Source organism: Haloferula chungangensis, assembly GCF_042664875.1.
Lineage (GTDB): Bacteria > Verrucomicrobiota > Verrucomicrobiia > Verrucomicrobiales > Akkermansiaceae > Haloferula > Haloferula chungangensis.
The window spans coordinates 571,589-592,575 of the sequence record NZ_JBHTBS010000002.1 but is presented as its reverse complement, the minus strand read 5'-3'; the positions used below and the strand labels follow the sequence as shown (position 1 = coordinate 592,575).

Genomic DNA, 20,987 nt, shown 5'->3' with positions numbered 1-20,987 from the left:
ACTTGATTTCGGGGACATCCAGCAGAAAGCAGGATGCGCCCGTTCCGGTTCAGCACGTGAAATGCTTCGTGGGGATTTTATGTATTTCCGTCCCTTTCTGCCACCAACCGTGCGATCACATCCACCAGTCTTTCACAATCATCTTTAGCCTGATTCACCATGAACAACTGCTTCTCATTCAGCTCCCCTACCTTCTGTTCCATCAGTAATTGCAACATCATGCGGATGCCCGTCAGCGGAGTTCTCAGATCGTGGGCGATCGAAGATGAAATGGCCTTATGTTCGTCTGGTTCCATGAGATTCTTTAGCTAACAGGACTCACGTCATGTTCATTTTTTTCCTCTTTCGGTAAAGCGTTGCCTTATCGATCCCCAGTATCCGCGCTGCATTCTGAAGATTCTCGACGCGTTCGACGACTCGCTTGATGTGTTCGGATTCAAGCTCATCAATGGTTACGTCCGCCCCTGGGACGACAACGCCGGAATCGTCTTCCTGAGGGGCCAGCATCTCGCTTGTCGGGAGGTCCTTTCGATCAATGGTTTTGCCGATGCAAAGAATCGTCGCGCGTTCGATCACATTTCGAAGCTCCCGGAGATTTCCCGGCCAGCCATAGGTTTGAATGAACTCAAGTCCCTTCTCGGAGAACCCTGTAATGTTTCGACCAATCTGTTTGGAAAAGTAATCGAGGTAATCATTGGCAAAGTTCATCAAATCACTCTTTCTCGCCCTCAAAGGGGGAAGCTCCACCGAAATGACGTTGATCCGATAGTAGAGATCTTCCCGAAACTCGCCGGCGCTGACACTTTTCTTCAGATCGCGATTGGTGGCAGCGATGATTCTGACATTGCTCTTTCTCGTCTTGTTCTCACCGAGCCGCTCATACTCCCGCTCCTGGAGGAGACGCAGAAGCTTGGGTTGGATCTCGATGGGCAACTCACCGATCTCATCGAGAAACAATGTGCCCCCATCGGCGGCATGCACCTTGCCGAACTTGTCCTTGATCGCCCCAGTGAAGGCCCCCTTGACGTGTCCGAACAACTCACTCTCGAGGAGCTCCTTTGAAAGACTCGGACAACTGATCGTTACGAAGGGTTTATCCGCGAGATGACTGTTCTCATGGATGCTCCGTGCAATCACCGACTTGCCAGTTCCACTTTCACCGAGAATCAAAATGGAAGCCGGTGTCTTCGCGGCACGAAACAGGGTGTCGAGAGCCCCCTGCATCATCGGGTCACTCGAATCAAAGCGTGCTGGTGGCGAGTGCCTTGACACCTCGCTCTTCAGTTCCACCACCGTGTTTTCAAGGTTCTGGATTTCTCCCTGGGTCTTCAGAGCTTTCTGCGCCTTGAAAAGGATCCCGCGAATCTGATCGGTCGTGAACGGTTTCGACAAGTAGTCAAATGCGCCTGCCTTGGTGGCCTTGACGGCCGTTTCAATCGACGCATAGGCCGTGAAGATGACTGCGAGCTGATGGGGATTCTTCTGATGAATTTCCTTGAGGAGCTCGAGCCCATCGTCGTCCCCCAATCGGAGGTCTAGGAACAGAAGATCGAACTTTTCTTCCCGCAATCGCTTCCTCGCCACTTCCAGCGAGTCGGCCGTCTCCGCATAGTGGTCCTCAGCTTCGACCGCCATGCGTGTCGAAGTCCGGATGCTTTCTTCGTCGTCTACAATGAGAATATCCATTCAGGTGTGCGCTTTCCTTGTTTGATTCGTCTAGCTCAGGGGATGCCGAGTGCCAAAACCCTTCATTTCAGGGGTTTGCGGGTCCTTATACCTCTCCAAACAATGCTTTTGCAGGGCGTTTTGCAATCCTTAAAAGTGCATGTTGCATCTTTGACCCCGAGCCATTCGCCCGCTCTCGCTCCGCCGATGCGCCCGTGATACCACGTTCAACTGCGCCAACCGCACTCCGCAAGGAAGTGATCACGAGCTGAGAACCCTCCGGAAGCGCTCCATGGTTGCCGTGTTCTCACAGGCAATTTTGAGGATCACAAGGGTCGGCATGGCGACCAGCATTCCCCCAATTCCCCAGAAGCCCGCCCATGCGAAAATCCAGACGAAAACGATCAATGGATTCAATTTGAAACGACCTCCCAACACGAGTGGCGTGATGATATTTCCCTCGATGGCGGTCATGGCAACGTAGACAAGTGAGGGCGTGATGGCCAGTGCCGGACTATCGAAGCTGGCAACGGCGACGAAGAAGACCGCGATTGCCCCGGCAATTCCGCCGACATAGGGAATGAAGTTGAGGATCATGGCCAGGACTCCCCAGAGGATTGGCATTGGCATGGCCAAGGCCCACATCGCAAGGCCGATGACCAGCCCCAGACACGCATTGATGAACGTGATCGTGAAAAGATATCGGGAAACCTCGTCCCCCATGCGAGGCAGCAGGGACTCGAGCGTCGGGTCCTTGCTAAGCGCGCGAGCCATACGGTTTCCATATGCCAGGATGAACAGCACGAGCAATAGAAAGGCGATCAGCAACACCCCAAATTCCTGTGTTTCACTGATGAGAGCTGAAACACGGTTTTCCCGAATTTCCACCAGCACCGGATCCCCTCCAGGCTTATTTTTTCCTGTTTTTTGAGTCACCGCTCCCCGCGTCGTCAGGAGAGCTTCTTTATCTCTGGAAAGACTTTCGGAATTATCTCGGACCACGATCTCCTCAGACTTCTCAGATAGGTCTTGGTTATCTCCATCCGCTTCTGCAGGATCCGGATCCTCCGCGCCCTCCGTGGTAACTTCGTCCACTTGCTCAGCGATTTCCTGAATGCCGGCTTTCACCTCCTTGACTGGACGGAAGACCTCCTGAACTCTTGAGACGACTTGTTCCCGATCGACCTTTTCAAGCCAGGCGGCTCCGGGTAGTGCCGCCTGATAGACCCCAAAGATGATCAGGGCCAACAGGCCTGAAACGGTTAGGAGTGCCGCCGCAAAGGCCGGCAGCCGAATCTTCCGGAACAGCAGGTAGACAGGCTTGAGGACCAAGGAAACCAGGACGGCAAGAACGATGGGAAACAGGACCGGTTTCGTCTGGTGGAAGAAGTAACCGAGAACCAGGAGGAACAGCCCGACCTGGGAAACCCTGGTGATACTCAGTCCGTTTTTCACCAGTCGCCAGCGTGGCCGACCTGCCTCGTCTTGACCTTCGTTTTCGTTCCCTGTGGGTTGATCGACTTTCATAGTACTGGATGGAGCGCGAATGGTGGGTTTCCTGAGCTTGCCTCTGGGCAAGGCTGCCTACGACAACGACGAAATCCCCATCACTCGACGACGCTGCTCCTTTCGCAGAAAGCATGCCTCAGCGGTTTTCCCTGCAAAACGGGCGATTCCGAACGGATTCGAGTTGACCCACCGCTGCAAAATGCACGCCACCCCTCTCAAAGGGATTGCGGAGCCTATTCCCCCTCGGGCCCCCATTTCTCCTCCCACCTTAGAAAAGTGGAGCCGCTGGTCGGAATCGAACCGACGACCTATTCATTACGAATGAATTGCTCTACCCCTGAGCTACAGCGGCCTTTGCCTTGCGGGCGGGCCGAAATGAACCAGACACCCCGCCCTTCGTAAAGCACTTCCTAGCGCAGAAAATCAACAATCAGGCCTTGGATGCCCATCGCTTGATGGCTGCCACCAGACCGGGAATGTCGTGCTTCTTCGCTTCAAATGCCGGCTCAAGGCCATGCTTTCTCAGGGCCTCGCTGGTCACGGGTCCAATACTCCCGGCCACGCAGCCCTCCGGCCATGGTAGGCCGAGCGTGAAGAAATTCTCAACCGTCGATGCCGATGTGAAGGTCATCAGCTCAGCGCCCTCGTCCTTCAGGCTTGCCACCGCACCCGTTGGGTCCTCGGTTTCCGGCACCGTCTTATAGGCGATGCATTCGTCGACGATCGCGCCTTGAGCCACTAATCCGTCATAGATCACATCGCGCGCCTGCTCGGCGCGCACCCAGAGAATCGTCAGGTTCTCGACCGACTCTTTTTCAAAAGCCTTTACCAAACCCTCGGCGACGAAATTTTCGGGAAGCAAATCCACGCCGAAGCGGTACTCCTTCAGCTTCGCCGCCGTCCCCTGCCCGATCACCGCGATCCGTGGATTGCCCAAACTACGAGCATCCTCGTAGATTGAAAAGAAGCCATCGAAGAAGCGTTCGACGCCATTGGGACTGGAGAAGACCAGCCAGTCGTATTCGTGCGCGTGAGCCACGCCTTCGGCAAAACCTTCCCGGTCGGTCGGAGCTTCCACACGAATGGTCGGCAGTTCGATGACGTCGGCACCAAGTCCCGTGAGTTCACGACTCAGGCCACTCGCCTGGTCGCGCGTCCGCGTCACGACGATCCGTTTTCCGAAAAGCGGGCGCTTTTCGAACCAATTGATCTTCTTGCGTTCCTTCACCACGTCGCCAATCACCGCCACGGCAGGACTCCTGAATCCTGTCCGCTCCGCGATGTCAGCAATGTCCGCCAGCGTTCCTTCGATCGTTTTCTGCGAACCCCTCGTCGCCCAGCGCACCAGGGCGATCGGTGTCTTCGGATCCGCACCGCCCTCGATCAGTGAAGCAGCGATCTCGCGCAAACGCGCCACGCCCATCAGGAACACCCGCGTTCCCGGCGTCTTCGCCAGGTGCGCGTAATCGATTGAGCTCTCCTCCTTTGTCGGATCCTCGTGACCCGTGAAAATCGTCAGCTGCGAGCAGTGGTCACGATGAGTCACGGGAATCCCGGCGTAGGCGGGACCGGCAATCGCCGAGCTGATGCCCGGAACGATTTCAAACGCCACACCTGCCGCCGCGAGCTCCGCAGCCTCTTCGCCACCGCGCCCGAAAATCATCGGATCGCCTCCCTTGAGACGCACCACGTTCTTACCCTCCCTGGTCTTCTCGACGATCAAGGCATTGATCCCATCCTGCGAAAGGGCGTGATCCTTCGCGCGCTTGCCGACGTAGATTTTCTCCGCGCCCTTCTTCATCCAGCGCAGAATCTCCGAACTACTAAGCGCATCGTAGATCACGACGTCCGCCAGCTCGACACATTCCTTGGCTCGAAGTGTCACCAGACCCAGATCACCTGGACCGGCACCGACAAGATAGCAGATTCCTTTATTTTTCATGCGAGAGATTCGTAGAGTTCACGTGCGACTTCAAACGGATCGCTTCCGCTGGCTTTCGCCGTTTGGGGATCACCCCCTTCATCAGGGAAAAGTCTTGCCGCCATATCAAGCCGGCCATTTTCCAGCGAGCTGAACACCCCAACAGGCGTGTGGCATCCGCCGTCGATCAGACGGAGAAATTCGCGCTCCGCCCGCGCGCGGACAAAGGTTTCCTGATGGCAGATCGCCGCTACCCAGGTCCGAGCGGCATCGTCATCGGCACGGATCTCAAATCCGATTGCTCCCTGACCCGCCGCCGGGAAAAATTCATTCTCGGCGAGTGGCACAAAGTGCAATGGCTGACCGGCCACCGTGCAGGGAACGCCCATCGGATAACCAAGCCTCGTCAACCCGGCCTCAGCCAGCATGATCGCGTCGTATCCACCGTCGACGAGTTTTCTCAGGCGTGTCGGCACATTGCCCCGGATATCGATCACCTTGAGGTCCGGGCGCAGCCACAGCAATTGCTTGGCCCGCCGAACACTGCTCGTTCCAACCGTCGACCCCTGAGCGAGCGCATCGATCCCACCACCTGAGCGCATCACCAGCACATCACGCACCGGGGCTCGTTTGAGGGTGCCGACGATCTCGAATGCCGGATCCACCACCGTCGGCACGTCCTTCAGGGAGTGCACCGCGATATCCACCTCGTTCGCCAACAGCGCGATCTCCAGCTCCTTGGTGAAGACGCCCTTGTCGAGAACCCCCTCGACCTTGGCCACCTCACTGAGTGCCACATCGGTGCGCCGGTCGCCCGTCGTCCGGATGACCTGGCGCCGAATCAGCTCGTCTGGAAAAGCATGCACCAGGGCGCGCTCGGTCGCGGCCGCCTGGACGAGGGCGAGATCACTCCCGCGTGTTCCGATCCGAATCGTCTTCATGTCCCGGGGAGATTCAGTTTTTTCAGTTCCGCCTCAATCATCTGCTCACATTCCACAATCTGTTCTTCACGTCGCTTGCGTGCCTCATCGGCCAGCTGCTCGAGGGTATCGATATCGTAAAGATACACCTCTTCGATCTCGCCAACCAAGGGATCGATGTCACGCGGCACGGCAATATCGATCAGGAACAGCGGGCGAAATTTCCTCACCCGCCTGACCGCTTCGATATGAAATGGCTGGACCACATAGTGCGGCGCACTGGTCGATGAAATCACCACATCCACTCCTGCGAGGACCGCCTGCCACTCGTCAAAGTGCACCGCCCGTCCGCCCATCTCGCTGGCCAGTTCCTCAGCGCGATCGAACGAACGGTTCGTCACGAATACCGATGATGCGCCACGCGAAACCAGCGCCTGCGCCGTCTGTCGGCTCATTTCGCCCGCACCGATCACGATCACGCGGCAGCCTTTCAGTTTGCCGAAAATTTTCTCCGCCAGCTCGACCGCACTGCCCGCCACCGAGGTCGCGCCAACCTGGATATTCGTATCCGTGCGAATCTTCTTCCCCACGCCAAAGGCCCGCTGGAAGAGCCGGTTGAGCACCCCCGAAGTGGCCCCCGCTTCCAGCGCGGCACGGTAGGCATCCTTGACCTGACCGAAAATCTCCGTCTCTCCGAGCACCATCGAGTCCAGCCCGCTGGCGACCCGGCACAGATGCCGCGCCGCATCGAGGCGGTGCTTCTTGTACCAATGCTCGGAATCCGTCTCACCCAGTTTCCCTAACAACGAAATCGCAAGTTCTTCCGCCGACTCACCGGCGAGATAGAATTCCGTCCGGTTACAGGTCGAGAGCACCACTCCTTCGGCCACTCCCTCCAGAACGAGCAGCTCGCTGGCAGACGCACCGAGCTTCCCGGGCGTGATCGCAAATCGCTCCCGAACCTCCACGGGCGCGGTGCGATGATTGAGGCCGACACAGACAAGTTCCATCAGATGAAGCCGAAAACTGAAAGCGAGACCACGAACAGCAGCACCACCGCCATCGAAAACCGACGGCCCGTCATTCCCCTCGTTTGCTTGAGCACAATCAGTGCGAGATAGGCAAGCCAGACCACGACCGCAGCAATCAGGTGACTCGCATCACCCGTCCGCCCCATCATGAAGCCGGCCACCACTCCCACCGTCAGCATCAGCATTCCCAGCCAAAGCAGTCGCTGCATCGATGTCAGCAACTCCCTAACAGGTGGTAGGTTCCGGAACAGACCCGAGTTCAAGTGGTGATCCTTCAACTGCCGGTCGAGCACGAGGAACATCACCCCCGCCACGGCGGACAAAGCCAAGGCTCCATATCCCAACACCGACATCGCCGCATGCGTTTCCCGCCAGGCATCCGTCGATGGCACCCGCTCCGGATTGGAGCTCAGCATTCCAGGTAGCAAAGCCACCGCCTGAAAAACGACAACCACCGGTGCGGAGAAAACTCCCAGCAGGGAGATGCGATAGGTGGGCCCCACCGCGAGATAGAACAAGGTCAGCGACCAGGCCAGAAAGACCAGAATTTCCCCGGTCCCGATCAAAGGACAGGCTCCCCTTGCTTCCCCCCGCAACCATAGGAAACCCAGCTGGGCCACAAATGCCGCCGCCATCCATGGAAAAGTCCAGCGGCTCCGGTGATCATGGCGCAGCGATACCATCCCCGTCACACCGCCGATGGCAGCGAGCAGGGTGGCAGCAATCAAGAACCAGCGGTCCACGCCCCCTCCCATGCCCCGGCAACGGCTTTCGCGCAAGCGTAACGATGGCACGACTTCCTGCAACGATCCCTCCCCTGCCACCCGTCAAGGCCGTCATCTCGGAAGAAAACCCATTTCCCCTGCTAGACTCGGCCCCCTAGCCAACGTATGCCACCCCCATGATCCGCTGGTTCGCACGCAATGACATTGCGGCTAACTTCCTCATGATCGGCATTCTCCTCACGGGAATCTGGTCCTACATGAATCGTGTCCCGCTCGAAGTGCAGCCGGGCATGAAATTCCAGGAGGTCCGCATCGACGTCGCCTACCGTGGCGGAAGCCCCGAAGACGTCGAACGGGCCGTCGTCATCCCCATCGAGCTCGCGCTGGAAGGGCTCCCAGGGATTACCAATATCGATTCCCGAGCCCGAGCCGGCGGTGCCGACATCCGCGTCGAAGTCGCCGACGGCGTCAACACCCGCGACATGCTCGAGGAAGTCAAGCAGCGCGTCGATGCCATCAACAGCTTCCCCGACGAGATCGACCCGCCCCGCATGCGGGTTCCCGACACCAACCTCTTCTTCGACGTCATCAAGATCGCCGTCACCGGCGAAATGGACGAAGCGGACCTTTCAAAAGCCGCCCGTCGAGTCCGCGACGACCTGCTGGAGATGCCTGGGATTTCCCAGTCCTTGATCCAGGGCGAAACCCGTCAGGAAATCGCCATCGAAGCCGACCTCGCCCGCCTCCGCGACTACGGTCTCGGATTCGACGATCTGGCGAACGCCGTCCGGCGATCATCCAACGACCTTCCTGCCGGAGAAATCCAGACCGACGAGGGCGCGATTGTCATCCGCTCCAAAGGACAGGCCTACAGCCAGGAGGAGTTCTCCAATATCGTCATCCGCAGCAGAACCGGCGCTGAAGTGACCGTCGGCGACGTCGCCCACGTATCCGATGGCTTTGAAGAAGACCGCAAGCTCATCCGCTTCAATGGCAAGCCCGCCATGCTCGTTGAAGCCCTCCGGCTCAATGACGAAAACGCGCTGGAAATCGCGGACAAGGTCAAGGAATACGTTGCCACCCAGCGCGAGCGTTTCCCGATCGGGATCGACCTCTTTATTTGGGATGACTCCTCCGTCGAGCTTCGCGGCCGCCTTGGAACGCTCTTTTGGAGCATGGTCCAAGGCGGTGTTCTCGTCCTCATTGTGCTCGGATTGTTCCTCCGCCCCATGATCGCCCTGTGGGTTGTCATCGGCATCCCGGTCGCATTCGCCGGCGGCCTGATTTTCCTCCCCATGATGGGCCTCACGCTCAACTCCATGAGCATCTTCGGCTTCATCATCGTCATCGGACTCGTCGTCGATGACGCGATCGTCACGGCTGAGAACGTCTACACCAAACTCAAGGAAGGCGTACCACCGCTGGAAGCTGCCGTGGACGGAGCCAAGGAAGTGGCCGTCCCGGTCACCTTCGGCGCCCTCACCACCATCGTCGCGTTCATGCCTCTGATGACCTTCGATGGTTTCTACGGGAACTTCTCCAAGCAGATCCCCCCCGTTGTCGGCCTCGTCCTGATATTCTCGCTCATCGAGACCAAGCTCGCCCTACCGTGCCACCTCAAGCACATCAAAACTGGGCGCACTTCCTTCAATGCCTTCACTCGCTTTCAGAAGGTGTTCGCCGACGGCTTGGAGAATTTTGTCGAGCGCGTCTATCGACCATCGATCATCTCCGCCACCAGGCACCGATACACCACCATCGCCGTGTTCCTGGCGATCGCACTCTGCTCGTTTGGCTTGGTGAAAAGCGGGCGCCTCGGATTCGTCAACATGCCATCCACGGATCGGAACCGGATCATGTCGTCGGTTTCCATGCCGCGCGATACGCCGATCGAGATCACCCACGAACGCGTGCTCAAGATTGAATCGGCCATCGAGCAGCTGCGCAGCGAGTTCATCGATCCCGGCACCGGCGAAAGCCTCATTGAAGACGTGCTTACGAGCACGGGCGGATGGACCGGTCGCGACAACGTCGATCCGCGGGAAGGCTTCGTCGTCATTTCCATTGTCGATCCCGGATTTCGCTCCGAGCCCGGCCCGAAAAACAGCGTCATCGCCGAGCGATGGACGGAACTCGTCGGCGAGATTCCCGATGCCCAATCGTTCTGGATCTCCGGTGAGCGTGGAGGCGGATTTCGCGGGGGCGGCGATGATCTGGAATCCATCAAGATTGAGCTCCGCGGACCATCCAGCGATCTGCGCGACCAGATCTCCGACGAGATCGAAGCAGCCTTGGAGGAATACGATGAAATTGCCAGTGCGTGGTCCGACTCGGGACGTGTCCGCAATGAAATCCACGTCACCCTCAAGCCCGAAGGAAAGACCCTGGGCCTTAGCCAGATTGATCTTGCCCGTCAGATCCGCGGCGCCTTCTTCGGGGAGCAAGCGCAGCGCGTCCAGCGTGGGCGCGACGACATCCGGGTGATGGTCCGCCTCCCCCGCGAGCAGCGCCAATCCCTCCACACTCTGGAAGAACTGCGCATCCGGACTCCTGACGGAGGCCACGCCCCTTTCCACTCCATCGCCGAGGCTTCCTTCGTTCCAGCCCGCTCCCATATCCGCCGGATGAATGGTGCCCAGATCACCTCTGTCTCCGCCAAGCCCGAGAATGAAGACGTCGATGTGATCCAGATCGCCCGCGATCTGGAACCTCGCATCAACGCGATCGTCGACCCTCACCCCGAATTTTCCTGGGTCTATGACGGCTACATTCGGGAACACGAAGAAACCGGTCACAAAACCAAGGTCGCAGGCATTGCGCTTTTCCTCGCGCTCTACGCCCTGCTTGCCATCCCCTTCCGCTCTCTTAGCCAACCATTCGTGGTGCTCCTCGCCGTCCCCTTCGGCGTCATTGGTGCGCTGGCCGGCCACCTGGTCCTCGACATCACGCCATCATTCCTCTCCGTCTTCGGCATGCTCGCCCTTGCGGGCGTTGTCGTGAACGACTCACTGGTCATGGTCGACTTCACCAACCAGCAGCGTCGCGAAGGACGCGACGTCTTCGAAGCGGTCGTCGACTCCGGCGCCCGTCGCTTCCGTCCGATTTTGCTGACCTCCCTGACGACCTTTGTCGGCTTGCTGCCCCTGATGCTCGATCGCTCCCTGCAGGCCCAGCTCTTGATTCCCATGGCGGTCTCTTTGGGCTTTGGCATCCTTTTCGCCACCTTCATTACTCTCTACCTCATTCCTTCTGCCTATCTGGTGATGGAAGACCTTCTCGCGTTCGGGCGGACGACGAGGGCGTGGTATTTCAAACCCTTCAGAAAAGAGGAAGAGAGCCCTAGCAATCAATAAACCTAAAACATTTCGCTGGCCTTTTTCCCGGTTAAATCTTAAAGGAACGACACTGTCCCGCCTACCGTTCCCACAGGCATGCCCTCTGCAACCGAGCACACCCACCACCTTCGTATCCGCAATACTCAACTCGAGATGAAATCTTCTTCCGGCAACTCGTCAGGAGAGGATGTCGATGGCAAACTACGCCTCGCCCAGACTCAGTTGGAAGAACTCCAAGCTCAGCGCGAGGAGCTCGAACGTCTCAAAACCGAGACCGAACAACTCAATACCCGCAAGCGCGAACTCATTGGTTCGCAGGTGGAAATGAGCGAGCGTCTTGCCTCCGCCATGACGCTCATCGATCGCGAGCTGTTTGAAATGAAGCAGGAGATTGATGACCTTGAGCAATGCCGCTCCTGCTTTGCCGGACATCTTTCCAAAATCGAGAAGCTGAACCCTGAAAGTTGGACTCGCGAACAACTCCCTGATCGTCTCGACCGGGCCCTCGCCATCGTCGATCATGCCGAGGACGAGTACAGTCAGGCCGCCGAGCATTTCTCCCGCACGCGCAGTGCCTCCATCTTTCAAGGCGTCCGCCGGGCCAAGAGCAGCAGCAACAGCGAATTCCGCCAGCAACTTTTCCGCGGCTTCGCCTTCAACCTGCCGATCATCGCCCTTGGGGGCCTCGCCTTGATCGCCTACCTTTGCAAGTAAGCGCATCGTGATGACCAAGAGCCGCAAAACCAAAGACATCGAAACGGACCCGCTCGACGAAGCGCAGCGGGAACTTGATGCCAAGATTGCTGCGCTTAAGGCCCTTCCCCAGCAGCTCGAGCTCGAGATGATCGAGCAAGAGCGCACCATGCCGCCACCGGAGGACCTCGAGGACCGCAAACGGGTGCGCGACTTCGAGGAAAAGGCCGCAAGAGGACAGATCCGCAACGAACGCAGGACTCAAGGTCGAAGCCTTCTCCTGATGTTCCTCCTCCTCGCCGCAACCGCCGCGATGGTCGCATGGGTCATTACCCTCGCCCAAAAATAGCACTAACCTCCAAAGATAAGGCGCTTGCCTCACAGCGCCTTGAGCCGCGAACAGCGACATCATTCCTCCCCCGGAGCTCGGCATCGGGGAATTGCCCGGGCACCCGTCAAGCGGCGCCCTTCTTATCCTTTTTCGCCTTCTTCTTCTCTTCCAGCTGATCCCACTGCTCACGGCTGACGATGTAGCCCACACAGCCCTTGCTTCCGCAGCGGCACGGGTGCTCTTCGTAGCATTCAATATCAAAGCCGTAGTCAAAGCTCAGCTCTTCGCCCTTCTTGATATCGCGCAGTGAGTGAATGAAGATCTTCTTTCCTTCGATCCAGGCTTCGCAGTTCGGTTCACAGGAATGGTTGATCAAACGCGCGGTATTCCAGGGCACATTGCCATCAATGTCCCAACGCTTGTTGAGGTTGAAGATATAAACCGCCGCATCGCCCGAAGCTTCCGCCTTCGCATGCTGGGCCCAAGCCCGCTTTTCACTCTCATCCTTGTCGATGAGTTCGCCGATGTACTCGATGATCTTGGTCTCGGCCGGAATATCCTGGGTCGCGTAGACACCTCGCCCGTGAATCTCCGAGCCCCTGACTTCGCAGTAATCACTTTGACCTCGATTCCACAGCTGGGTCAGCTTTCGGCGCAAGCGCGCCTCCTCCTTGATCTTCTTCGATTGCTTTGCCATCAGACTAGAGGGTGCTCATTCCGCTTCCTCGCGCTTTACCGGCGGAAGCTCCATGTTGGCAGGCAAGGTAATGAAGAGGGAACGCAGATCAGAAACGCTGAGATCCGAACCATCAATGAAGGTCCAGTTGTCCTGGCCCTTGTCCGCGATCGCCACCTGGAAGCCGTGCGTGTTGATGACGGAGCCCTTGGGACTTTCGTCATGAAAAATCCGAAACTGGGTCACTGTCGGAATCAGCAGCAACCACTTCGTATAATTGATCGCTCCCTCGGCAGCATCCGCCCGGTCACCCGGCCAGACCTCGTAAGCCTTCGGGGCTCCAGAGACCTTGAACGAAATGATCTGCACGCCATTGCGAGCCATGTACTCGCCGATCCCGGCGAGTTCTTCTTCAAGCTTCTTCATCCCCCCTTTGCGCTTCGCCATACGCGCCTTCCACTGGGGATACATGCTGTCAATCGCCGCCTTGTAGTCACTATTGACTACCTTCTTCCCCAATTCTTCCACTGCGGCCGTTGCCGACTTGACCACCGCCGGCGGGGCTACCGTCTGCGCAGAAACCGCCGGTAGCAACATCGCCAGGAACAGCATCGTCATTCCGATTCGCTTCATGCCTCATCCATGACGCCGCATCTTGCCGCCGTCAAGCCCGGGCAACGATCGAGGCTTCGCCGGAAGTCGACCCGAGCTCACCTCCAAATGCAGCGGCATGCCCAAACCGGCGGGGTCGAGACATTGGCGACCTGCGGGATTCCGGCTCAGCCTGGAAGTGAACCGGATGGCTACTTGGAGACTTCTACTTCATAGTCACCGATCGCCCACTGGATGCCAGCGAGGTAGTGTCGAAGAACTTTGGGATGCCAGTAAATGTCATCGTTGTGACCGAGCGAGCAGTAGAAGACGCGACCCTTACCCCAGTGCCGGGCCCAGGCGACGCCGTAATCGTTGTCCTTCCGCTTCATGCCCTTGACCTTGCCACTCTTCTCCGGATCAAGACGCAGCAGCATCTCAACCTTCTTTGAATCGTAGGGGTCCTTGAGCTGATAGATCTCTTCCTTGAACTCCAGCGGCTTGCCTTCGAACATGGCCACCAGCGGATGGGCTTCCTTGCCCGGCTCCACATCGATGTGAACCTGTGTGCCTGCCCTCCACGGGTGCCCGTCGAAGTAGCCATTGATCATCTCACCGTACTCCGGCCACTTGTAACCGGTATCCGTGGCGGAATGGATGCCGATGAATCCCTTGCCGCTTTTCACGAAGTTCATGAAGCTCTTCTTCAGTTCCTCTTCGTTCTTGGCACCTTTGAAGGGCTCACCCGTCGTGTTGAGAAACACGATCGCATCAAAGCGATCGATCTTACCGGGTTCAAAATTCGTGATGTCATCGCTGATGACCGTCTTGAACGCCCCCGTATTCTCCCCCATTTCGGTCAGCGCCAGCTTCCCGGTGGGAATCGATTTGTGGCGGAATCCTGCGGTCTTCGAAAAGACGAGAATCGTCCGTTCCTTCGAAGGCTTGGCGTAGCCTTCATCTGGAAGAGCCTCCTTGATTTTGTCGGCCGCGCCCGCTGGGGCACGCTCCTTGTCAGGGCCGGCAGAGACGAACAACACGGCTGCAGCCGCACAAATGAGAGGGAGAATCAGGGTTGGTTTCATGGGGAATCAGGCGTCAATTTTTGTCCAAGCGGCATTGTTTTTTGAAGAAGCCACCACCGCTTCAATGAAGGCCATGCCGCGCACACCGTCTTCAATTTTCGGATAATCGAGCGAGGTCGCATCCGGTTCGGTGCCGTCGATGACCGCACGCAAATGATTGGCGAAGTTCTTGTAGATGTTCGCGAAGGCTTCGAGGTAGCCCTCGGGGTGCGACGGAGGCGTGCGGGCAGCCGAGGCCGCTTCAGCACCAAGATAACCGTTGCCCGTACGGAAAACCTGCGTCGGTCCATCGAGCGATTTCACCAACAGGGTGTTCGGCTCGTTCTGATGCCATTCGAGCCCACCGGTTTCCCCATAGACCCGGATGTTGAGATTGTTCTCCTCACCCACGCTGATCTGCGAGCAGTGAAGCACACCTTTGGCACCCCCTTCGAAACGAAGCAGCATGTTGGCATCGTCATCGAGCAGGCGACCGTCCACAAAGGCTGTTAGATCGGCTGCAAGTTCGGAGATCTTCAGTCCGGTGATGTACTCCGCGAGGTTCTCGGCATGTGTTCCGATATCGCCCACGCAACCAGCCGCGCCCGAGCGCTTCGGGTCGGTGCGCCAGGCGGCCTGCTTCTGGTCGCTGGCTTCGAGTCGCGTCGCCAGCCATCCCTGCGGATACTCGACGACGACCTTGCGAATCTTGCCGAGCTTGCCGGCCGCGACCATCGCACGTGCTTCCTTCACCAGCGGGTAGCCGGTGTAGTTGTGAGTCAGACCGTATACCTTGCCGGTCTTCTCGACGATCTTCTGCAGTTCTTTCGCCTCGGCGAGGTCGAAGGTTGCAGGTTTGTCGGAAAGCACGTTGAAGCCGGCTTCGAGCGCGGCTTTGGCGGCGGGAAAGTGCACGTGGTTCGGCGTGACGATCGCCACGAAATCCATGCGCTCGCCTTCCGGCAAAGCGGCTTCCTTTTCCATCATTTCCTCATAGTTGCCGTAGCAACGATCGGGCGGAAGATAGAGGTCGGCGCCGGAGTCCTTGGAGCGCTGCGGGTCGGAGGAAAACGCGCCACAGACAAGTTCGATTTCTCCATCGATGCCAGCGGCAATGCGGTGAACGGCACCGATGAAGGCACCACGCCCACCGCCGATCATTCCGTAGCGAATCTTTCTTTCAGAAGCTTTCATGTCTCTGGAAATATTACTGGTTACCACGATCAAAGGCAGCATCGAAGGCAGCTTGATTCACCGGGAAATCGAGATCCTTCACGTAAGCGCAGCTCTCGGTCGCTCCGTGGAATCGATCCATGCGGCCGTCTTCCCATTCGATCGAAAGAGGACCGGTGTAGCCGATGTCATTCAGCGCGACGATGACTTCCTCGAAGTTAATGTCACCCCGCCCGACACTGCGGAAGTCCCAGTAGCGACGCGCATCGCAGAAATCGGTGTGACCGCCGAACACGCCGACGTCGCCATTTCCGTGACCCCACCAGGCATCCTTCATGTGCGCATGGAAAATGCGCTCGGAGAAGTGGCGGATGAACTTCACGTAGTCGACCCCCTGATAGCCGAGGTGCGAGGGATCGTAGTTGAAGCCAAAACGCTCGTGCCCTCCCACGGCTTCGATCGCACGTTCGGCACTCGCGATGTCGAACGCGATCTCCGTCGGGTGCACTTCGAGCGCAAAGTAAACGTCTTCCTTTTCAAAGGCATCGAGGATCGGGGCGAAGCGCTTGCCGAAGTCATCGAAGCCGGCCTGGAGGTACTCCTGACTGGTCGGCGGGAAAGCGTAGAGTGCGTGCCAGATCGAGGACCCGGTGAAACCATTGACGACCGCCTTGCCGGTGCCGGCTGGCTTGTCCGCCATGTAGTCTTTTCCTGCATCGAGGAATTTGCGACAGGCCTTTCCGGTATCGATCATTTCCTGCGCGGCACGCTGCCGCACGCCTTCCGCATCACCATCGCCCCACACATGGGGTGGCAAAATCGCCTGATGGCGGGCATCGATCGGATCACAGATCGCCTGGCCGACGAGGTGAGCGGAGATCGAATAGGCAACGAGCTCGTGCTTCTTGAGCAGGTCCCAAACGCCTTCGACATAGCCGTCCTGTGTCAGCGCCGACTGCACGTCGAAGTGGTCGCCCCAGCAGGCAAGCTCGACGCCATCAAAGCCCATGGCTTTGACTTTCGGCAGCAGTTCAGCGATTGGAATATCGGCCCATTGGCCGGTGAAGAGTGTGACGGGACGTGGCATGGTTTTACTTGGTTTCTTGAGTTAAAAAAGGATGCGTCAGCCTAGGGCGCAGTCTTTCAGGGAGGCGACGGCAAAATCCATATTTCACCCCGAAAATGCGACATGATCGCTGCGCAGGACCTCATTTCCCCGTGAAGACATCCCGCAGGCTCTTGGTGACCGTTCCAACCTCGATTTTCAATCCCTCGAGGCGCGTCAAAGGCACCACCCCCTGGGTTGCGGAGGTCAGGAAAATCTCGTCCGCGAACTCCAGGTCATCGCGCGTCAAAACCGCCTCCTCCGCCTCGACTCCGAGCATCCGAGCGACATTGAAAACCCGTCCGCGGGTCACCCCCGGCAAGCATCCCGAATTCAGTGCCGGTGTCCGGATCTTGCCGGCGTGCACGAGGAACAAGTTTGCCGTTGCCGCCTCGCACAGTTCGCGTCGTGTGTTCAGAAAGATGGCCGTCGTCACCCCTTCCTGCCTGGCCAGATCGAGAGCCAGCAGGTTTTCCGCGTAGTTCACGCATTTCAGCCCGACCAATGGTGATCGTTCATTGCGTGGCCACGGCGACCACACTGCGGAAGCCGCTTCCGGTGGAGCCTCCGCCTCAGAGATCAGCAAGCTCACGATCTCGCTTCCGCCACCCAGGCGATTCAGTGGTCCGGGACCTGCAGAGACCTGTAGGCGGACCCGCTGCCTCCCTTTTTTCTTCAGCAGTGTTTCAATCGCTGAATCCAATCCTTCCGGAAGAAGCAGACCTAGTCGCCCACAGCTCGCCTCCAGGCGTTTGAAGTGTTGATCGCGCGCGTCGAGATGACCGTCGACCGCCAGCATCGTTTCGAAGACCCCCAAGCCATGCGTGAAGCCACGAGCCTCAATCGGCACCCCTGCCGATTCCTCGCAAAACCTTCCATCGCACCAGACCCATCCCTGCATACCAAAACCCTGCCCCAGCGATCCCGCCACGACAAGCCTCTGGGAAGCTCCCAATCCCCAGCAACGAAGTCGCGCGAACCTTCGGGAAAATTTGAGGCAGGGAGAACCACGGAATACACAGAATACACGGAAAAAATCAGATGGATCCCGAATCTAAACTTCCGTGTGTTTCGTGGGTTCCGTGGTTTATCCATCATTCCTCAATAAATTTCGCGCGATTTGGCCTGCCGCTTCCATAGCTTCAGCCTCGGAGGGTTGCTCCGCGAATCCAGGCCGCCAAGTTTCGCTTCCCCCGCTGGCGAATCCAGAGTGCCATCACTCGTCTTGAACTACCTCGCCCATCTCTTCCTCGCAGAAAACAACGCCGCTTCACGCATCGGCAACTTGCTCGGTGACTTCGTGACCGGCCGGCCCGAGGAAATTCAACTTCCTCCCGAGATCGTCGCTGGCATCATCCGTCATCGGACCATCGACCGCCTCACCGACGATCATCCTGCCGTCATCGCAGCCCGCGATCTTTTCACCGACGAGCGACGCCGCTTTTCGAATGCCATCCTCGACATCTGTTTCGATCACTTTCTCGCCAACTCATGGAGTCAACTCCACCCGCTCCCGCTGCGCGACTTTCTCGATCAGTCCTACGACGATCTGCGCACCCATCGCAAGTGGCTCCCCGCCTCCCTTTCCGACACCCTCGACGAGCGAATTGCTGACGACTGGCTCGGCCATTACGCCACCGAAACCGGCCTTCAGAAAGTCTTCAACCGGGTCGCCGAACGCCGACCTGCCTGCGCTGCCGTTGCCACCGCGATGATCGACTTTCGTGCGAATCGCGAGGTCTTTGAAAGCGTCTTTCACACGCTGATTCCTGATTTGAGGGCCCAGCTTGTCGATCTTGGTCCCGAGCGGCTTGCCGTCGAGGCCCTCTGACCCCAGCATCCCGCCCATGCGTCCTCTGATTTTCACCGCCGGTTCCCTGATCTCCGCCCTCGGCTTCGTGGCCGATGCCAGGATCAGCGATCCCGCCCTCTTCCAGGGAGCCCTTACCCTCGGTGGCGGCTACATCATTTGCGGTCTCGTCTCGCGTATTCCTGATTGGAAATGGCACGGCATCATCACCGCCGGCGTGCTTTCGCTGCTCGCCGCTGCCCGTTGTGCGCCCGCCTTGCTTGAACTGCCTAACAAAACGAATGCCGCCCCGTATCAAGCGCTCGCCTTCCTCATTACTTCCATCGTCCTCATCGCGGTCATCCGCACGCTCAAAGCCGAACGCGCCAGACGCCAGATGGAGGAGTTCGAGAAGATGGATTCCTAGGCCTTCGAGCCCCTAGCTTGGAAGCAGCACTGGCACCCGAGGCGATGAATCATCTCACCGCCTCGCCCTATCTTGCGCCATATATCTGCTACTTGATTAAAGCGGCAGGTCATAGCTCCGACCGCCGATCCCATCGAACCAGCGCACGTAGGCAGCATTGACCGTCGCGTAACCGCCGGGTGTCGGGTAGTCGCCGGTGAAATACCAGTCGCCGCACGGCCCCTTCACCGCCGCATGGAGGTTCTCGATCGTCTGGAAGATCACCTGCACTTCACCGTCCCATTCGTTTTCTTCCGGCGTCACCATGCGGCTGATTTCCTCGGAAATCTCATCCGCACTGAAGGCCTCGTAGACGCCCTTCACGCGATTGACCATCTCACCAGCGGGCTTCTTCAGCTCCGCCTTGCACTCCTCATAAACCCGATCGAGAACGGACTGGCGCCCGGCCTTGCGGTGCAATGCAACTGCCGCCTGGAAAGCAATGAACTTCCCAAGCTCGGACATATCAATTCCATAACAGTCCGGATAACGAATCTGCGGAGCCGTCGAGCAAACCACGATCTTCCGAGGCGAGGTCCGGGAGAGAATCTTGAGAATCGATTTCTTAAGCGTAGTGCCCCGGACGATCGAGTCATCCAGCGCAACCAGTGCATCCTCCGGCTTCACCACGCCATAGGTGATGTCGTAGACGTGGGAGACCAGGAGATCGCGACCTTTCTCCTGAGCGATGAAAGTCCGCATCTTGATGTCTTTGTGCGCAATCTTCTCGCCCCGCGGCCAGTTGCGAAGAATCAGATCGTCGAGAGTCTTCTCGTCGAGCGTGCCATTCGCCTGCGCTTCGAGAATTTCCGATCGCACTTGCTGGCGACGGTAGACGCGAAGTCCGTCCATCAATCCATACCATGCGGTTTCCGCAGTATTCGGCACGAAGGAAAACACCGCGTTCTCCATGGGGCCTTCGATGGCTTCGACGACCTGATCGACAAGTGCCGCACCCATCGCTTTTCGCTCGCGATAAATCTGCGGATCGTTGCCGCGCGAGAAATAGATCCGCTCGAAGGAACAGGGCGTGTATTTCCTCGGAGCCGCGAACTGGCCATCGTGGATGGAGCCATCCGACTTGATCGTGACGACGGAACCCGGATCGAGCGACTTCACGTCCTTCTGATCCGCCTCGAACACCGTCATCAAAGGCACCCGCTCGGAGGCAAAGGCGATCACCTCGTCGGTGATCAGCATGTGACAGGGGCGGATTCCATTCGGATCACGCATCACGAACATATCTCCATTTCCGACGGCTCCGCAAATGGAGTAACCGCCATCCCAAGGGGCCGCGGATTCAGCCACGATGCGCTGCAGGTCGAGCTCCTTCGAAATAAGATCCGGCATCTCACTGCCGGGAACATTCTCATCCCGCAGGCGCCGATAAATGTCGGTATGCGCCTCGTCGAGGTGGAAGCCAATTTCCTCAAGTACCGTCTGGGTGTCCGTACCGAAGACCGGATGCTGCCCACGCTCGATCAGCGCATGGTTGAGCGTCCCGGTGTTGGTCATGTTGAAATTGCCCATCACCATCAGTGTCCGCGTCGGCCAGTTGCTGCGGCGCAAGTACGGGTGGCATGAACCGTCGTCAAATTCACCCGATGTTCCGTAGCGCAAGTGCCCCATCAGCACTTCACCTCCAAAATTGAAATGCTCGCGAACCACAGCGGGATCTTTGGGATCCAGACCGGTCTTGCGGCCCATCTTGAAGAGCCCTTTGATCTCCTTGCGGAAAATCGTTGAAAGCGCATCCCGCTCGCTGCTGCGGCGGCGGAATACATAGGGCTCCCCCGTCGGCACATTGAGCTTGTTGCAGCCAATCCCGATGCCGTCCTGACCTCGGTTGTGCTGCTTTTCCATCAGCAGGAAAAGCTTGTTGAATCCCCACAGCGCGGAGCCGTAGCGATCATAATAATATTCCAGCGGTTTGCGCAGGCGAACGGCAGCAATGCCGCATTCGTGGGTGAGAAAATCGCTCATGAGTAACAGC

Annotated in this window: 19 protein-coding genes and 1 tRNA gene; 5 read left to right on the top strand and 15 right to left on the bottom strand. The window is 58.2% G+C overall.

Annotation, left to right across the window (positions count from 1 at the left end):
• Positions 1–77 precede the first annotated feature (77 nt).
• The 8 genes from ACFQY0_RS06405 to ACFQY0_RS06370 form a co-directional block, all read right to left on the bottom strand.
• Complete coding sequence (locus ACFQY0_RS06405; RefSeq protein ID WP_379710469.1) at positions 78–296, bottom strand: histidine kinase dimerization/phospho-acceptor domain-containing protein; 219 nt, start codon at positions 294–296, stop codon at positions 78–80.
• A gap of 22 nt (positions 297–318) precedes the next feature.
• Positions 319–1,686, bottom strand: coding sequence for a sigma-54-dependent transcriptional regulator (locus tag ACFQY0_RS06400; protein ID WP_379710467.1), 1,368 nt, complete (start codon positions 1,684–1,686; stop codon positions 319–321).
• Between the two features lie 240 nt (positions 1,687–1,926).
• A complete protein-coding gene (locus tag ACFQY0_RS06395) occupies positions 1,927–3,192 on the bottom strand; it encodes an AI-2E family transporter (protein ID WP_379710465.1) in 1,266 nt (421 codons plus the stop codon).
• 259 nt (positions 3,193–3,451) lie between these two features.
• Positions 3,452–3,526: transfer RNA gene (locus ACFQY0_RS06390), tRNA-Thr, on the bottom strand.
• 78 nt (positions 3,527–3,604) lie between these two features.
• On the bottom strand, positions 3,605–5,116 hold the full coding sequence (gene cobA / locus ACFQY0_RS06385) for a uroporphyrinogen-III C-methyltransferase (protein WP_379710463.1): 1,512 nt from the start codon (positions 5,114–5,116) through the stop codon (positions 3,605–3,607).
• Entirely contained in the window at positions 5,113–6,036 is a 924-nt protein-coding gene (gene hemC, locus ACFQY0_RS06380; RefSeq protein WP_379710461.1) for a hydroxymethylbilane synthase, read from the bottom strand. The genes cobA and hemC overlap by 4 nt, the downstream gene beginning before the upstream one ends.
• Positions 6,033–7,025 carry a glutamyl-tRNA reductase gene (gene hemA / locus ACFQY0_RS06375; protein WP_379710459.1) on the bottom strand — a complete coding sequence of 331 codons (993 nt, stop codon included), beginning with the start codon at positions 7,023–7,025 and terminating at the stop codon, positions 6,033–6,035. The genes hemC and hemA overlap by 4 nt, the downstream gene beginning before the upstream one ends.
• The gene (locus ACFQY0_RS06370) at positions 7,025–7,789 is read right to left on the bottom strand and encodes a cytochrome C assembly family protein (RefSeq protein WP_379710457.1); all 765 of its coding nucleotides are present in this window, start codon (positions 7,787–7,789) and stop codon (positions 7,025–7,027) included. The genes hemA and ACFQY0_RS06370 overlap by 1 nt, the downstream gene beginning before the upstream one ends.
• Before the next feature lie 158 nt (positions 7,790–7,947).
• On the opposite strand from ACFQY0_RS06370, the gene ACFQY0_RS06365 reads away from it, so the two are divergent.
• The 3 genes from ACFQY0_RS06365 to ACFQY0_RS06355 all read left to right on the top strand — a co-directional run bounded on the left by ACFQY0_RS06365 (position 7,948) and on the right by ACFQY0_RS06355 (position 12,148).
• A complete protein-coding gene (locus ACFQY0_RS06365; RefSeq protein WP_379710455.1) occupies positions 7,948–11,124 on the top strand; it encodes an efflux RND transporter permease subunit in 3,177 nt (1,058 codons plus the stop codon).
• Positions 11,125–11,202: 78 nt separating this feature from the next.
• The gene (locus ACFQY0_RS06360) at positions 11,203–11,820 is read left to right on the top strand and encodes a hypothetical protein (RefSeq protein ID WP_379710453.1); all 618 of its coding nucleotides are present in this window, start codon (positions 11,203–11,205) and stop codon (positions 11,818–11,820) included.
• Positions 11,821–11,827: 7 nt separating this feature from the next.
• A complete protein-coding gene (locus ACFQY0_RS06355) occupies positions 11,828–12,148 on the top strand; it encodes a hypothetical protein (protein WP_379710451.1) in 321 nt (106 codons plus the stop codon).
• 106 nt (positions 12,149–12,254) lie between these two features.
• On the opposite strand, the gene ACFQY0_RS06350 is transcribed toward ACFQY0_RS06355, so the two are convergent.
• From ACFQY0_RS06350 to ACFQY0_RS06325, 6 genes are all read right to left on the bottom strand, one after another.
• Positions 12,255–12,827 carry an SET domain-containing protein gene (locus ACFQY0_RS06350; protein ID WP_379710449.1) on the bottom strand — a complete coding sequence of 191 codons (573 nt, stop codon included), beginning with the start codon at positions 12,825–12,827 and terminating at the stop codon, positions 12,255–12,257.
• A gap of 15 nt (positions 12,828–12,842) precedes the next feature.
• Positions 12,843–13,439 carry a hypothetical protein gene (locus tag ACFQY0_RS06345; RefSeq protein WP_379710447.1) on the bottom strand — a complete coding sequence of 199 codons (597 nt, stop codon included), beginning with the start codon at positions 13,437–13,439 and terminating at the stop codon, positions 12,843–12,845.
• A 170-nt stretch (positions 13,440–13,609) separates the two neighbouring features.
• Complete coding sequence (locus tag ACFQY0_RS06340; RefSeq protein ID WP_379710445.1) at positions 13,610–14,482, bottom strand: ThuA domain-containing protein; 873 nt, start codon at positions 14,480–14,482, stop codon at positions 13,610–13,612.
• 6 nt (positions 14,483–14,488) lie between these two features.
• Positions 14,489–15,655 (bottom strand): Gfo/Idh/MocA family protein, encoded by a 1,167-nt coding sequence (locus ACFQY0_RS06335; RefSeq protein WP_379710443.1) that lies wholly within the window; start codon positions 15,653–15,655, stop codon positions 14,489–14,491.
• 13 nt (positions 15,656–15,668) lie between these two features.
• Positions 15,669–16,721, bottom strand: a complete 1,053-nt coding sequence (locus ACFQY0_RS06330; protein WP_379710441.1) for a sugar phosphate isomerase/epimerase family protein — start codon at positions 16,719–16,721, stop codon at positions 15,669–15,671.
• Between the two features lie 121 nt (positions 16,722–16,842).
• Positions 16,843–17,670: an aminotransferase class IV gene (locus ACFQY0_RS06325; protein ID WP_379710439.1), complete on the bottom strand. Its 828-nt coding sequence runs from the start codon at positions 17,668–17,670 to the stop codon at positions 16,843–16,845.
• 279 nt (positions 17,671–17,949) lie between these two features.
• Here ACFQY0_RS06325 and ACFQY0_RS06320 point away from each other — a divergent pair, with 279 nt between their 5' ends.
• Together ACFQY0_RS06320 and ACFQY0_RS06315 are read left to right on the top strand one after the other, a co-directional pair.
• Positions 17,950–18,570 (top strand): acyl carrier protein phosphodiesterase, encoded by a 621-nt coding sequence (locus tag ACFQY0_RS06320; RefSeq protein WP_379710437.1) that lies wholly within the window; start codon positions 17,950–17,952, stop codon positions 18,568–18,570.
• Positions 18,571–18,586: 16 nt separating this feature from the next.
• A complete protein-coding gene (locus tag ACFQY0_RS06315; protein WP_379710435.1) occupies positions 18,587–18,955 on the top strand; it encodes a hypothetical protein in 369 nt (122 codons plus the stop codon).
• A gap of 96 nt (positions 18,956–19,051) precedes the next feature.
• On the opposite strand, the gene ACFQY0_RS06310 is transcribed toward ACFQY0_RS06315, so the two are convergent.
• Positions 19,052–20,977, bottom strand: coding sequence for an amidophosphoribosyltransferase (locus tag ACFQY0_RS06310; RefSeq protein ID WP_379710433.1), 1,926 nt, complete (start codon positions 20,975–20,977; stop codon positions 19,052–19,054).
• Positions 20,978–20,987: the final 10 nt, after the last annotated feature.